At 42.1% G+C, this 16,487-nt stretch carries 6 protein-coding genes; 5 read left to right on the top strand and 1 reads right to left on the bottom strand.

Features of this window, described 5'->3' with window-relative positions; genetic code table 11:
• Positions 1-516: 516 nt before the first annotated feature.
• Positions 517-4,050 carry a PKD domain-containing protein gene (locus ACEN82_RS22815; protein ID WP_413320098.1) on the bottom strand — a complete coding sequence of 1,178 codons (3,534 nt, stop codon included), beginning with the start codon at positions 4,048-4,050 and terminating at the stop codon, positions 517-519.
• Between the two features lie 543 nt (positions 4,051-4,593).
• Between ACEN82_RS22815 and ACEN82_RS22810 the strand changes: the two genes are divergently transcribed.
• The 5 genes from ACEN82_RS22810 to ACEN82_RS22790 are packed head-to-tail and all read left to right on the top strand — an operon-like array spanning position 4,594 to position 16,479.
• Positions 4,594-7,368 carry a hypothetical protein gene (locus tag ACEN82_RS22810; RefSeq protein ID WP_413320100.1) on the top strand — a complete coding sequence of 925 codons (2,775 nt, stop codon included), beginning with the start codon at positions 4,594-4,596 and terminating at the stop codon, positions 7,366-7,368.
• A 4-nt stretch (positions 7,369-7,372) separates the two neighbouring features.
• Complete coding sequence (locus tag ACEN82_RS22805) at positions 7,373-8,467, top strand: DUF928 domain-containing protein (RefSeq protein WP_413320102.1); 1,095 nt, start codon at positions 7,373-7,375, stop codon at positions 8,465-8,467.
• Positions 8,460-8,885, top strand: a complete 426-nt coding sequence (locus tag ACEN82_RS22800; RefSeq protein WP_413320104.1) for a hypothetical protein — start codon at positions 8,460-8,462, stop codon at positions 8,883-8,885. The genes ACEN82_RS22805 and ACEN82_RS22800 overlap by 8 nt, the downstream gene beginning before the upstream one ends.
• Before the next feature lie 30 nt (positions 8,886-8,915).
• On the top strand, positions 8,916-15,701 hold the full coding sequence (locus ACEN82_RS22795) for a hypothetical protein (protein ID WP_413320106.1): 6,786 nt from the start codon (positions 8,916-8,918) through the stop codon (positions 15,699-15,701).
• Positions 15,702-15,729: 28 nt separating this feature from the next.
• Complete coding sequence (locus ACEN82_RS22790) at positions 15,730-16,479, top strand: hypothetical protein (RefSeq protein WP_413320108.1); 750 nt, start codon at positions 15,730-15,732, stop codon at positions 16,477-16,479.
• Positions 16,480-16,487 lie beyond the last annotated feature (8 nt).

The following is a 16,487-nucleotide window of genomic DNA, read 5'->3' as shown; positions in this document are numbered from 1 at the left end:
TTACTTAGCGCGGCCCAAGGATTAATGCTATCTCACTTGGTATTATTATTACATAGCTGGGGTTGGATGAGATCAATGGTCCGCGATGGGATTTCTATAAGAACATGTTCGCTAAAAAACTGCAGGTGTTGCCGTTTAGTTACTTGGGTATCTATAACTTTTTGATAAAATACTTATGACATTTCTGAATGTAAGTTTAAGGAATGAAATGACGCATATTGAAGCTCACAAAGAATGTGCTCAAAAAGGAAATTCATAAACTGTTTAAGCCGATCAAAGATCGGGAAGTGTTTTTGGATTCCTGGCATTTGGAGAATTACAATAACTTGTACCCACCCAAATGACGATGTCGGAATGCAGCACAAGGGAGTTCATCTTAAATAATAGGTTGATATTAAATATTAGCGTGGGTGACTTTTAAGTTTGAAGGCAGCAAAACGGAATTTTATAGAATTATCGCATTATTCGAAGACATTAAGGTTACTAAATTTTCTGGAGACGGTAACCTAACAATTCCTATCTAATGACAGTAACATTACCACTATAAGTTTTTTGCCCGTTCCCCGGATTTACAATATAATAATAAGTACCTGCTGGAACGTCCTTGCCGTTATACTGCCCATTCCAGGGCTGTGAATAACCGATGCTCCCGTATAGTTTTATGCCATAACGGTTAAAAATTGCAACAGTTGCTGTTGGGTAATCTTTAAGGTTAGGAATCTCCCAAAGATCATTGACACCATCGCCATTAGGAGTAAAGGTATTATAGATAACCGGGGGCAGCAGCACTTTAACGTTGATTTGAGCATATGCAGCGCATACACCGTTCGATACCTCAACCTGGTAAGTGGTGCTGCTTACCGGGGCAACTCTTGGGGTAGCTATTGTGTAGTCATCAATGCTGATGGCCGGGTTCCATTTATAACTGAGGTTTTGACCGCGGTATGTAGGTTTTAAGATAAGGTCATTCCCTTTAAGGATATAAACCTCGGATGGTAAAGCAGCATCGGGAGGTTCAAGCACATTTATTTGCCTGCTAATGGAATCCGCGCACCCGGACGCTGTGACAAAATGATAGGTTAAGGTATGTAATCCTACTCCTGCATGGTCAGGGAAAAAAACACCATTTGCTAAAGTTCCTGACCCGGTAAAGAGGGTATTTCCCCCAGTAAGCCCGGTAATTTCTTTAGCTCCGGTAATTTGTACCGGGCCGGCATCTGAACAAATATCATTTAATTGATCAAATTGAAGCTTAGGCATGGCAAACACGCTAATATTTTCCGAATATTCATCATAACATTTATCACCGGAATAGGCAACCAATTTAATTCGCTGTTGCATGGAAGGAACAGGGCCGTAAAACTGAGCGTAAATGTGGCTGTAAATTTGCCCTGCCTGGGGATGTATGATCTCAAGTTTATCGGTGAGGTCTTCTTCCGCATTGAAATACCAAACAAGTCGGGATATTGAACCGACATCTGTCACCGATGATAAATCTTTCAGAAATAGCTGTTGCCCGCTGCAAACAGATTGTGGGTTAAGTATTTTGAAACCGGCTTTCGGCGAGCTGTTTACGGTGAGTGTTTTGGTAATTGTTGAGTCGCACCCCCCGGATGATGTAACAGTTAGTGAAATTGTATAGGCTTTTGCTGCTGTAAACAGGTGTTTCGGGTTAGTAAGGATCGATCCATTGGGGTTTCCTGTAGTGGCATTATCGTCATTGAAATGCCAGCTATAGGTAAGCCCGGTTGTTTCTCCGTTTCCGGGTTTACTTTTATTAATGAAAGTGGCCGTCCCATCGGTAACACAAATGTCGGGTAAATCAAATTCAGGTATTGGTTTAGAGCTTATCCTGATGGTTTGTTCTGCTGTTTCGCTGACGCAGTTTTGCGTACTTTTTAATATTAGCCTAACCTTGTAGGTGCCTGCTGCTTTGTAACGGTGTGTGATTGTTGCCGATAAAGAACTGGTTGACTCGCCATCTCCAAAATCCCAACTGCGGCTCATTATCTCAAAGTTGGGAGTATTTTGGCTTTTATCGGTGAACAAGACTAGTTCGCCCTCGCAGTTATTGGGCACCTCCTCCAAAACTGGCATGAACCGGCTTTTTATAGTTAACTGCTTTTTTAAAACCGCGTTGCATCCGTTATTAGCGTTAACGGTAAGTGTTACAGTATAAGTGCCCGTTTTGCTAAAAGTATGTTGTGGCGCATCATCGGTTGCGGTGTTGGTTACGGGGTTTAGTTCATCGCCAAAATTCCATAAAAGTGAAAGGGGGGCATCAGGTTTGTTGCCGGTATTTTTAAAGTTAACGTCAAAATTGCAGTCATTAGGAAACATATCAAATGAGGCCGAGGGCAACCCGATTACTTTGAAACTACCATTTATCACCTGTTTTCCATTGCCGCAATCTATTGTAGAGGCAGGGTAGTCTGCAATGACCTGGTATTCGTGAACCCCTGTTGAAGAGTAAGCAGGCGTTTTCGGGAGTTTATAGGTATAGGCTTTACGGCCTTTAATATCAATCAGCGTCGCAGCAGGATTAATCTGTATAACAGGCGCTTCGGAATTATCCATTTTCCATGATATTTTAGGTGAAATATAAGGAAGCGTTAGTCTGAAAAAGAAGTCGTCATTTAAACAGGCAGAGTCAATCGGTAAATCTGTAGATGCTTTAATTCCGGAGAGCGAATGCTTGGATGCGAGATTCGTACCTGCTGAATATGCATATGATTCAACATCGCCAAAGCCATAGGCAATTGCATTGAAGCCAGCATCTGCTGCAAGATGGAAATTGGAAGTGTTGAACTTTTTCAGATCCAACTGCAGGTAACTATACTGTGGCAGTAGTGGCATTGCCGAAAAGCCTTCCTGCAGCTGCCCGTTAACATGGAAGCTTGTTGCGGCGGCCGATGGGATCAGAATATTCAAATATTGTTCACTAATGTTTTCGCGGGTTGATGAATAAACCGTAATATCTTCGATGCTGTAATTGATTGGGTTCAGAAACACCATGTCGGGGTCGCTAAAACCATAATTATTGCCGTTTATATTACTGCACGATTGGGATAGTGCAAACTGGGCAACCATCACCTGTTCTGAAGCGGATATGATAGCTGGTCCGGGAAGAGGATCGGGCGATGTGTAAAAAGTTCCGGGCGGAAGCATCGCTACGTGTTGTCCGTTAATCTTTACATCGGCAGGTTTATCGCCTGCGAGTATCCTGATATACTGGCCTGCTGTTCGTACAGGGTTTGGAAAATTAGAGCTTTTCATACTGAAAGGGATGTAACCATATTGTTTTCCCCAGTTTTCGACAGAGTAGCATTGCTGAAAAAGCGGATCGAGTGATTTTGCAGTACAAGCGGCGGGGGAGATATAGACCCCGGAACTACCGCTGAACATTGCGAAATGTTTACATTGAGAGGAGGTTTCATCAATACTCACACTTACACCGGTGAGGTCGTCGTTACTTAAGTATTCGTATGTGTCATTTACATTATTTAGTGTAATGCCACCTGGTACCAGTTCGGTGGCGCCCCGTTTAATGTGTAGGGTAGTTTGCGGTTCAGTAGCTATTATGGCAATGTAGTTTTGTCCTTCGGTGTCATGTTCCTTGTAATTCATGCTATAGTAGTGGTTGCCCAAACTTTCGGCAGGAAGTATCAGTGACGCTGCAGATCGCTGGCCTGCAAAAATGTGTGCATATACCACCACTTTGGGTTTTCCGGCATCTACGGTTATGTGTATTGCCCGGTTGGGTAGTACTTTGCCGCTTTCGGTATTATTAATGTAAGCAACATTGCGCGGTACCTGAACTTCTGTGACTTTATTAGCACTAACTGTAAATGAGCCCGAAAAACTACCGCAGGTAACTTTGCCTGATGACGCCTGGCCACTTGTGATAAAAATGCTGATTTGGGCCGGGAGAACATTAAATTGTTTATCAAAATCCGGTACGTGTGTTGGAAATGGCACCCAAAATTCGGTACCCTGATTGGATACCACCTGCGAAAAGGCTGAAGAATTGCAAAAGAATAATGCTATCAAACAACTTGCAAAAAAAAAGAATTTTAAGGTATAGGTTTGCACAAAAAAGCTCTGAATAGTTGGTGTTTGTTATCTACAGAAAAGCATTTGTTGATTTATTATTATTAATCATGCTTTCAAGTTATCAATAATTTAATACTGTTTTATTTGAAACTGGTTTTTAGTTTATAGAATTAGTGATTTTATCTCTGCGATAAAGATAAGTAGATAATAAATGAAAAATTAATGTTAATTTTTACATTTATCTTGATAATACAATTCCTATTACATATTTTCACGCTCATTAAAAAATTAAATATGGCATAATTTTACGCTCTGTTTTTTTCCGCATATTCGGATTCTATTCTCTTAAAGAATTAGCATTTTATAAGAAAATGTTATTCACATACTTGTCATGTGAATGGCTGATAGTCATTGTGCATCATTTAATAGCGTAACCGGTTTTGATTTTATAATTTCAGCCTAAATGGATATCCTTTTGTTAGGATATTATTGAAGCAAACCTAAATATATTTAATTATACCCTTATCACGGGGCTTATTTATGAAACATAAACCGCCTGTTTTATGGCTGCTGGCTCTTTTTATGAGTTTTCCGGCCGTTTTGTACGCTCAAAACAACATTGCCGTTTCCGATACCGGCAAAACCAAGCACATTGCCGATTCTGTTTTTAAATCAATGGGTTTTTTAAAAACGGCAAATGGAGGGTTGCAAAGTATCAAGGGCACTCCCTCTGCTTCACTATCCAGAGGCTCAGAAAAGGTAACTCAGTTAAAAAATAGTTTTAATAAAGGATTGGGGGTACGCGGCTCTAAATCCGTAATGTTTAATTTAGTTGCCGGAAGTGATAGCAGATTGAACCCATTTCCTGCTTTTGCAGGGTTGGGCAATAACTCAAAATTTCAAAACATATTTAGTTTACAAGGTAACGTCCTTGCGTTTGGCATCCCATTTAATCTTGACTTATCTACAGATCATTCACCCGTTGCCCAGCAATTTAATCATAGTTCGTTATTTAAGTTCAATTTTGATTCAAAGCAGTATAATAATCTTTTCAGGAGCGATCTTGAAAATTACTATAATTTGAGACGAAACACTTTTAACGGCCTTGATCTTACATCTTATACACACAGCTTACTTATCGAGCAATTAGCCGCCTCAAAAAAACTGGCCCCGCAAAATGCAAAAAACAGTGCGCTTACAAATTACATCAATGATCCGGATAAACTAAATGAGCTTTTAACACTTAATAAACAACAGATCACCGGGAAATTACGGTCAGAGTTGGGTACTCAAAGCCTGCCTGTTTCAAAGCCGGATGCACTTATACATGAAATGGATTTCAATACCGCTGCCGGTGTTGAAGCAAAACTGAAAGGAGCAGCATTATCAGACCTCAGTAAAAATCAGGATTTAAGCCGTTATTTAAACGATCCCGGAAATATAAACCAGCTGAAAAATCTAAATGAGCAACAGTTGGCATCAAAACTTAATGATCATCAAAAAGATGAAGGCCAACCGGTTAATTTTTTCCTTGATGGTACCGGCTACCAGGCCTGGTACGGAAAAGAACTTAGCTCTTTTTTAAACCAGATTTCAGATCAGCAATTACAGGCTAAACAGGATATCACAAAAAAAACAGCGCATGACCTGTTCATCTCACTCAGGCAAACAAATTCATCACAATTTTCATCCATTATAAATGATCAGCAAAAAGCACTTGCCGGGCTTAAAACTAATAATATCATGGCTGGTGCCGATTCAGCAAAGGCAATCTCTAATGTCAAAATAGATACAGCACTTTCGGCCGGGATTGATAGTGTTGCCTCATCAATTACTTCGGTTACTGCGGCCCTTCAAAAGCGTGGATATGATGTGCGCAAAATGCTTCAGATGCAGCGATTGCTTAATGACAACAATTTTGATGCTTCGTCGTCTGAGTTTATCAATGGTGTTTTGACAAAGCGGCCGGGTAATGGCTTTCAATCATTGTTTTCAAATATCGGAGCGTTAAAAGCAGGTTCATATGGCAATGTCATGCCGGCATCAACACAAAACCAGGAACTTTTTGTAAGCGGTACGCACCTTACTGTAAATGCCGACAGAGTGCCTTTAACCTTTGGCTACGGAAGTGTGAGTGATATCAATTCGGCAAAAGATGCGGGTTTCCAAAGCTCTGTTTACAATCAGCCACGTAACATTACTTATATCGGTGCGCAATTAAGTAAAACCTTCAAAGTTTCGGCCATAAGTTCATTTAATCACCAGGTCCGGACCGATCTGTATACCATCCCAACCATATCAACTAATAATGTTGCATTTACTTTGTCAAAGGCGTTAAGTGTAGGGGCGGCCGGCAATTTTGGATTGGATATTTCAAAATCCACAACGTTATACAACAGCCGGTTCCAGGTGGGGAACGAAGCCGTTTTAGAGAAGCTTGGCGGCCTCAATTATAATGACATGTTTGCTACGCTTTCGGTAGGTGTTAATCATCATCTTGATATCAAGGAGCTTGATGCTTCTGATAATGTATACTTCAACTATGCCGGCATGGGCTATCAAAACCCGGGTAATAACGGCTTTGGCGGCGGGCGTATGAAATACGGAGGAAGCATCCGGAAATCATTTATGCAACATAAGCTTACGGTTAGCCTGCGATCTGATCTTACTGCTATGCCTATCAGCTATACTTCTAATGACCGGTGGAAAACTTACCAGGTACAATTGGATACACGTTATACCATCAGCAGAAAATTCAATGTAAGCTTTAAGTATACAGATAATGGTACTGATAAGCGCATTGATAATATTTCATCTCCTGTTTATATCATGCGAAAACTTCAGCTTGATGGCAATGCGAGTTATAAAATAGGGAAATATTTTTCAGCAAGTCATTTTACGATAGGCCAGCAGGACTTTTCAAATCCATCAAGCGTTGTCCGCGGCGATGGTAGCTTAATGATGATCAATTATACCCAGAGTGTTGTAATGAAAAGCACTTCGCTAACTGCTTCTGTTTTTTATAACAAAGAAATGTCCACATACCGGCTTATTGGCGATATGCTTAACTCGGATGTTACATACCAGTACATGTTGTTTGGAAAACTTAGCCTTGCATCGGCTATTACTTATCTTAATAATGATAAGCTGGCCAACCAGGTCGGTGTGCGGCAGGGAATCCAACTTTTTAGCCTGTCAAATTTTGAAGTAGACTCTTATGTCGATGTCAGGAAAAATCTGATCAAGCCCGTTTACCCGGATCTATACGCATCTTACCGGGCCGAACTGAGTTTAAAATACCATCTAAAGAACTAAGCCCATGCGATCAATTTATATAACCGTTATACTATTATTTTTTGTTTTACCTGGTTTTGCCCAGATAAATTTTGAGTTTTTCCCGGAGCTTTACGGGCGCAATATCGATGGGCTTTTTAAATGCCGGCTCATAAACCTATCGAAATCCGGGGTTTCGGCAACGCTCAACATTTCGGTAACCGAACGTAAGGGGGGCACAGTGTGTGTAATTCAAACTCCCGAATTTACCATTATGCCAGGGGCCAACCCTATACCTGTTAATGCGGCGCGTAGTGCTGCCATTAAGTTTGCTGCCGGAAAGCTTAGCCAATTTACCGGCTTCAATAAGTCTTTACCAGAGGGCGACTATGATTATTGTTTTTCCCTTAGTTTTACGCATAGCGATAACCCGCCGGCCGAACAGTGTTTTTCATATACGCTTGCTCCCTTTGCCGACCTTAACCTTATCGACCCGTACAATAAAGATCACATTTGCGATAAACGGCCGCTTTTATCGTGGCAGCCACTTATTCCGGCGGTGCCCGGATCTTATTACCAGCTTGTGTTAACTGAAATTAAAACCGGGCAAAGCGCGCTTGAAGCATTAAACTACAACTTACCGGTTATTAACCAGCGAAACATAGTTTCGCCTATACTGCCTTACCCGGCCATAGCTCCCGAACTAAAAAATCAAAAAAGATATGCCTGGCAGGTAACCGCATATAAGGATCAAACCATACTGAACAGGTCGGAGGTTTGGGAATTCATGATAGAATGCCAGGACAGTATAAAAAAGGTGATTGATAATATAGGCTACCGCGATATTAATGATTTGCAGCGTGGCAACTTTTATCTGGCTGCAGGGTACCTGCGGTTTTCATTATTAAATGCTAATGAGGAGCAGCGTTTGAAATACGAAATAACACCAATAAATGATGTTGATAAGAAAATAAAGGGTCTGCCGCGGATAACCTTGGTTAACGGGCTCAACAAGATCACTATCGATTTGAGCGATAATGGAAAATTTGTTAACGGACACTATTATATCATGAAAATATGGCTGACAGACGGCAGCAGCAGGAGCTTAAGGTTTTTATATCAGGAGGCCGGAAATGAATAAGCAATTATTAGTATTTGGGGCGCTGGTGGCCATTATGTTTGGCTGTAGTAAAAAGCCTGCTCATTATGAATGCAAAGATGAGGATATCACTATAAAAGCCATGAAAATGGATAACACGGCTGATACAGGCGAAACGGTTTTTACAGCCCGTGTAATACCGGGTAAAATGGCCTCCCGGATTAGTGATAGTTTAAAAACGAAAATGATTTATAACATGGATAGCTGTTTTTACCTGCAGGCAGGCGGTAAAAAGAACTATCCTACAATTATACAACCAATAGCCAATGGCCTTTCGGGTATTTTTGAGTATATGGTAAGTTTTGATAATGGTGCGACGACTGCACCTGATATTGAGATTATATACCAGGATAAACACCTGAATCATCGCAAATACATTTTAACCCCGGTTAAAGATTAAATAAAATACTAACTCCCTGGTTGTTATCATATGACATACTTGTTTAATAAAAGAAAAAGGAAAATTGCTGTTGCACTGTTGTTTATCTGGTGCTTTAACGCTTTTGCGCCCAGTTTATCTTATGCCCTTACATCGGGCCCGGTACAGCCGGAAGTGCAGGGTTTTCAGCAAGCCGGTATTGCAGATATGGTTGACCTTCAAAACGGCGACCTTAAATATAATATACCCTTGCTTGATATTGACGGCTACCCGGTCAACCTAAGCTATCAGTCGGGAACGGGAATAGATGACGAAGCAAGCTGGGTTGGCCTTGGCTGGAGCTTAAACCAGGGCGCCATCAACAGGCAGGTAAGGGGACTACCTGATGATTTTTCAGGTGATGAACTTATTACAGATCATTCGGTGAAGCCAAAGGTAACTGTTGGGGGGCGCTTAACAGGAAAATTTGAGTTTCGGGGAGGTGCACATGCTGTAGGAGGGGCAAGTTTTGGAATATTCAGCGATAACTATACTGGCATAGGCGCCGAAATGGGAGTAAACGCAGGGATCTCTTTTTCAATGGCCAATGATAACTATCTTACAGCAGGCTTAGGGGTTGGTGTGTTATCCAATACACAGTCAGGTGCCGATATTTCGGTTTCGCCTTATGTGTCGATGTCCATAAAGGCCAAAACCGACCTTAACCTCACAGTTAATTCGGGCCTTTCGGGATCTTTTGGATATAATTCACGTTCGGGGCTTAAGGCTTTAACACTTGGTCAAAGCTTTGGGGCAAGCAGATCCGAGAGTACCCTGGTAACGCGCGATGCTAAACCTGCTCAAAGTTCCGGTGCAAACGACTCTCAGGGGGCTGCGGCAACAGGTGATATAGTAACAAAAACGGCATCGTCAAGCTATAGCGTTTTGGGTTCAACCATAACCTATAATACTGAGCCGTTTATGCCTTCGATTCAAATTCCATACGTTTCTGAGTACTCTTCATTTAGTTTTGATGTTGGTCTTGCCGCAGGCCCTGGGTTTACCAGTGTGGGCGGTACAGGTTATCAGAATAAAAGATATGTTAAAACCCCTCATATGGTTAAGAGCGGCTATGGCTTTTTATATGCCGAAAACGGTAAAAATAATAAAGATGCCGTGATGGATTTTATCAGGGAAAAGGATAACCCCGTAATCCCTGAGTTGCCTAACCTTGCATTGCCTGTTGCTACACCCGATATCTGGTCGTACACAAGCCAGGCGGGGAGCGGTCAGTTCAGGTTATATCGTGGTGGTACAGGTGCTTTTTTTGATAACCAGGCCGAAGATGAGTCACATATGGATTCTAAAGGTGGTGACCTTGGTGTAGGTGCCTGGATGCACGGCGGTATAACCGAGTTCAGGCAAACCACACATAACATAACCCGTAAGTGGACTAATAATAATAATTATCTGCCTTTTGGTGACTTTCAGTCGCCCGACTATGTAACCCCAACCAACCAGCATGTTTATTTCAGGCAGGTTGGTGAAAAAGGCTCGGAGGATTGGCAGGTAAATAATCTGCTTGCGGGTAACCAGCCTTTATCAGTAGGTATTAGCGGTGCAACGGCTAACGCCAATTTCAGGGTCAAAGGCAATAATTTTGGTACGCCTGCATTAAATATCGGGGCTCCTATACGAAAAATTATACCAAGGCTTAATCGTACCGCTATATCTTACCTTACAGCTGATGAGGCGGTTAATGCTGCGCTTGATAAAAAAATAATAACATACCCTTTTCAGGATGTTTCGGGCTACACGGTTACGTCAGAACCGGTTAAGGATGCAGATCTGGCCCTGAGCCCGAAAAGAAATGAGGGTAACGCGAAGCCGCACCACATCTCTGAAATAACCGTTACGGATGATGGTGGAAAAAGAACTGTGTACGGTATTCCTGTTTACAATACTACCCAGGATGAATACACATTTGCTATAGGTAAAACTTCAAGAAACGCGAAAGGTTTGATTGATGTAACTTCAGATATGCCATCACCAACCTCAAATCAATATGGTGTAGATCATTATTACCATAAAGAAAGTAAAGGGCCATATGCTACCAGCTTCCTGATGAGTGCTATTCTTTCGCCGGATTATGTTGACAGAACAGGTGATGGTGTAACTGATGACGACCTGGGAACTGCTATTAAATTTAATTACTCAAAGCTGGCTAAACCTTATAAATGGCGTACACCTTATGAAGGTGCCACTCCAAACAAGTGTCTCAATGCCGACCCTGATGATGATAAAGCCAGTATTGTTTACGGCAAAAAGGAAGTTTATTACACGCAATCCATCGAATCAAAAACAAAGATAGCGTATTTTATAACCGAGAACCGTACAGATGCACTTGGTGTAAGTGACCCGATTAGTGGCGGCCAGGATACCGGAAACCCACTCAAAAGGCTTCGCGAGATCAGGCTGTATTCAAAAGCCGATATGACCCGGCCGATAAAAGTGGTCAAGTTTCAATACACCTATGATCTTTGTCAGCAAACGCCAAACAGCGCCGGCAATGCAGGCAAGCTCACGCTTGCGAAAGTATGGTTTGAGTATGGAAATTCGGATAAGGGAAAATACCATGCTTACAGCTTTGATTATAAAAAGAATACTGCTAAATACACAACCAACCCGGTATATGGTTACATGACAACAGACCGTTGGGGGAATTATAAACCGGCCGCGGAAAATGGAAACGGGCTCGACAATGAGCAATACCCTTATACCAACCAGGATGCCGCTTATACCAACGAAAATGTAGCACTCTGGCACCTCAATAAAATAACATTACCCACAGGGGGGATCATTAAGATCGCTTACGAAGCCAAGGATTACGCTTATGTGCAAAACAAAAAGGCGATGGTGATGACAAAGATGCTGTCGCTGATAAAAAGTGCTACTGATACGGCCGACAATCTTAACCTTCCGCTTAACGAGGCGCGTGGACTTAAGATCAATATAGGTAATAATCTTAATGATGTACCACCACCGGGTGTCGATCAAACATCATGGTTTAAAAATACATTCCTCAACGGATCAAAGTATCTGTACACCAAAACGTATGTGCAGCTCTCTACGCCAAACTACGATCCGTCAAATAACAAGACGCCATATTATGATATGGTGCCCACTTATTGTGAAATAAGTAATGTATTTATAAAGCAGGGAGTAGCTTATATCATGTTTGTTCCCATAACGGAAAGCGGGGTTACCACTAATCCAATTAGTATTTCGGCATGGCAGCGCTTAAAAAATGAGTACCCTATGTATGCCTATCCTGGGTTCAAGAACAAGATAGATGGCGCAAATAACAGTTTTATGGCCGCTGTTTCGGCTATAGTTAGCGCTGCCAAAAACTTAAGTGAGCTTTCAGAAAATTTTTACGAGAAAGCTAACCGGAAACCATATGCCACTAACGTTGACGAAGGTAAAAGCTTTGTGCGGATAGTTAAAACCAATGGTTTTAAACTGGGTGGCGGGGCGCGTGTGAAACAAATAGCTATGGATGATGAATGGAATGCCTTATCGGGCCCAGGCTCTCATGCTGAAACAGCCAATTACGGGCAGGCTTATGACTATACCACCGTTGAAAACGGAAAAACAATCAGCAGCGGGGTAGCTACTTATGAGCCTGCTGTAGGGAATGATGAAAATCCGCTGAAACAGCCTGTACCGTATATTGAACATATTAAGGGTGCTATTAATAACTATTTTGACCTCGAAGAGCCCTTTGGCGAGTCGTTGTATCCGTCACCTGCTATTGGCTATGGTAAGGTAACTGTCAGGGATTTGGACAGGAGCGGCGCACCCACCCAAAAAACAGGTTATGTAGTCAACGAATTTTATACCGCCAAAGATTTCCCGGTAAAGGTTACCGTATTGCCGATAAGCAGCCCCAATACGGCACCTAATGTAAGTTATTATTCCCTCACACGCTCAACCAGCGATCAGCAGCTTTGTCTATCGCAAGGATATAGCATTGAGCTAAATGATATGCATGGTAAGCCTAAGGCCAATCATGTATTTAATGAAGCCGGTGCCGAATTATCGTCGACAACCTATTATTATGCTTCGCAGGATAACGGCGGTGTAATGTCGTTAAATAATACCTTGCCGGTTATAAATAGCTACAGTACAGCTATAACCCAGCGAACACTGGGGCGCGATATCGACTTTTTTACCGATATGCGTGAACAGGAGAGCACTAACAGTGGGCAGGCAGTAAACTTAGGTGTAGATGTATTCCCGATACCACCATGGTTGCCGTGGTTTGCCCTGCCGCATAAACCGGTTGATGATAACAACGATCATAAACTGTTCAGATCGGTATGCGCGGTTAAAGTAATTCAAACCTATGGCATCATTACCAAAGTGGTAAAAATGCAAAACGGATCCACAGTTACTACCGAGAACCTGGCTTATGATGAGTTAACCGGCGAGGCTCTGGTTACCCGCACCCAAAACGAGTTTAATAAAAACATATACTCGGTTAATATCCCGGCATACTGGGCCTACAGCGGGATGGGAGGTGCTTACAGAAACCTGGGGATGGTCATGAGCGGCTTCGGTACAAATGCAAACGGCGAAATAGGGGCGCTTGCCTCAAATACCAAAGCGGGTGATGAGCTCATTGATGTAAGCTCGGGCAGCAAATATTGGGTTATCGAAAACACGGCGGCTTCGGGCAGTGGCACAAGCAAAAAACTAATTGACCGTGCCGGGAATATACAGGCTAATTACGCGGCCGCCGGTTTGGTGAAAATAGTGCGCTCGGGCTACCGCAATATGCTTGGGGCCAGTGCAACAAGCATTGTATCGCTCGTTAACCCTATAGGAACCGATAATAACCTGAAATTACTTAACAATGCCGATTTAAGCAGTTTGCGGGTAATTAATGCCTCGGCAAGTACTTATGATGAGAATTGGGCGGTGGTGAATAATCAATGTATAACAAAAACCTATACCCCTTCTACGTCAACATTTGATCCTTCAGATCTAATAGAAAATACGAGTAGGGACTTTTCACTTTCATCTACTTCTCCTTTTGACCAAGGGGGGCTTTTTTATATTGATAGCGGTGATACTCTGCATACTTATACTTATCAAACAGTTAAAAGTTCTTATTGGGGGTTAGCAAATGGAACCCCGGGAAGACGGAAAATCATAGGTTTTTGGCCGACAATGGCCCAGACGAGACCAAGTACGGCTCCTAATTATTGGGGATTTGATGTATTGGTTAATTTCCCTGAGACAAAAGACTATTGGTTTGCTGTTTCTGGTTATGATCAGTTTGGGTTTACTATCGATTGTAATTACGTAGCAGGATGGCTTTGGGGGGATTACGATTCACAAGTTATACATTTGACAAAAGTTCCTATCACAACTGGCCAACATGTTGTTCATTTTATGTTCAGACTCGGTTCTTTTGACGTAAAAAAAAGTGCGGGGTTAGAAATCTACAATAATACAGGGGATGAATTGATTAATGCAGATGCAGCTGGGACGGGTTTGAATCTTCTTTTTTCAACAAAAAATTTCGTTGGAAATAATAATGTATATAGCTACATTTATAATCCCGCTTATGATCCTGCTTCGGACCCTGCTTATGCTCCAGACAGTAAAATTTTTCATTTTACAAAACCTGGCGGAAACCCTCCTTATTATCAATTTTCCAGTTGTACCGGACCGGTTCCGGTAACTGTTTCTGTCGTAATCAACCCTTACATCTCTGGCTATCTCGGCAACTGGCGCCCATATCAAACCCAGGTATTCCAGCAAAATCGTAATTACTCATTCGGTACCAACTTAACCAAAGTGGGTATCGATGTTAAAAGTGCGGGTTATTTTGGTGCCTTCAATAGTTATTGGTGCTTTAATAGCAGCACGGGAACATGGCAGCCAACCACCAATTTAAGCAAATGGGTAACAGCCAATACGGTAACGCTATATGATAAGTACGGCCAGCAATTGGAAAACAAGGACGCTTTAGGCCGGTACAGCGCTGCAAAATTTGATTTTAATGGTGAGCTGCCATCCGCGGTAGCATCAAACTCTCGGAACAGGGAAATTTACAATGCAACGTTAGAGGATAACCGTTTTACACCAGGTGGTACCACAAGCTCACCTGATACCTGCAACCGTAGGGAGTTTGTAACCTCAAGTGGCAGTAAACTCTCAACCACAGCTGTAAGCACTATTGCCCATACCGGTAACTTTAGCGCCCAGCTGTCATTGAGCGGTATTACCCTTTCAACTATAGTGCACGATGTTGAGCAAAAATCTACCCCTTATTATTTGCTTGATAACCTTAAACAATTTACAGCGGTAGCAACTACCGGGGTGTATCCCAATGGTTTTGAGCCCTATCCTGGCAAAAGATACATTTTTGATATGTGGGTTAATGACGGGTTACCGAATGATAAATCAGTTAATGCTTCGCTTACTTTGAACAATGTTGATGTGCCGCTTAACTGTAAAGCTGTTGTAGAAGGCTGGAAACTACTGGAAGGGGTGTTAGACCTAACTACTTATGCTGCGGGATCGGCTCTTAATATATCAGTTAAAGCCAAATCAACAGGTACTAATGTTTACGTTGATGACATCCGCATTCACCCTTTCGATGCCCATATGAAAACATACGCTTATGATGATAAAACTATGCGCCTGATGGCTGAGCTCGATGAAAACGCTTTTGCAACCTTTTATGAATATGATGATGAGGGCTTGCTCATCAGGGTTAAAAAAGAAACAGAGCGGGGGATTAAAACTTTGAAGGAAAGCCGCTCAGGATACAGGAAAAACTAAATTATAAGGAAAAGGAACATAAACTGAAATGAAAGCAACGGTTATTTTATCCATATTGTGCATTTTGTTGTATATGAAGCCGGTGGCAGCTGCCACCGGGCTGCATCCTGTTTTTGCGGATACCGCCGGTAAAGGGCCTGATGTTGATGCTGCCCTCGTGAATAAATTTAAGCAGGTGTGTAAGGGCTTCGGAAGCATTAAAAATGATTATACGCTGGCCGGGGTTATCAATATTAAAGATCCTGCCGTTAAACCGGAGAGCGTAAAGTTTACCTTCTGCAAACAGCGCGACGAGTTTTATTATTTGCTGGGCAAAACCATCACCCTAAACGGCAAAGGGAGTTATGTTGTTATTGATAACCAGGCGCACAGCATCCTGCTATCGGCACAAAAGGAAATTGAGTACGGTGCGGATAACCTGAAACAGTTAACAGCAATGGCCGATAATATCCGTTCGGAAAATTACCAGGTGACAAGTAAAATAAAGGGGCTGGAGCAAACCATCTCACTGGTTAATGAGCATCATATCAGTTGCAAGCAATACACGGTAACTTTTAACAGGGTAACCTTAAAGGTAAGCCATTTGTATATGCGGCTTTCTGACTTCAGCGCCCCTCTGAAAAAAGAAAAGGACAAAGTTGTGGATGTTGCCATAACACAGTGGACACAGACAGCCGACCTGCAAAAATATTTAACGCTTAACCAGGTAGTAGTGAATAAAAACGGTACCTGGAAAGGCCTCAATCAATACAAAAATTATAGAATAACCATACTGTAAAGCTTATT

This window comes from Mucilaginibacter sp. Mucisp73, assembly GCF_059491465.1.
The sequence above is the reverse complement of the archived record's forward strand: the minus strand, read 5'-3'. Positions and strand labels throughout refer to the sequence as shown.

Excerpts from the sequence above, each read along its gene's own strand:
- ACEN82_RS22810 (WP_413320100.1), top strand. The coding sequence starts at position 4,594 with ATGAAACATAAACCGCCTGTTTTATGGCTGCTGGCTCTTTTTATGAGT.
- ACEN82_RS22805 (WP_413320102.1), top strand. The coding sequence starts at position 7,373 with ATGCGATCAATTTATATAACCGTTATACTATTATTTTTTGTTTTACCT.
- ACEN82_RS22800 (WP_413320104.1), top strand. The coding sequence starts at position 8,460 with ATGAATAAGCAATTATTAGTATTTGGGGCGCTGGTGGCCATTATGTTT.
- ACEN82_RS22795 (WP_413320106.1), top strand. The coding sequence starts at position 8,916 with ATGACATACTTGTTTAATAAAAGAAAAAGGAAAATTGCTGTTGCACTG.
- ACEN82_RS22790 (WP_413320108.1), top strand. The coding sequence starts at position 15,730 with ATGAAAGCAACGGTTATTTTATCCATATTGTGCATTTTGTTGTATATG.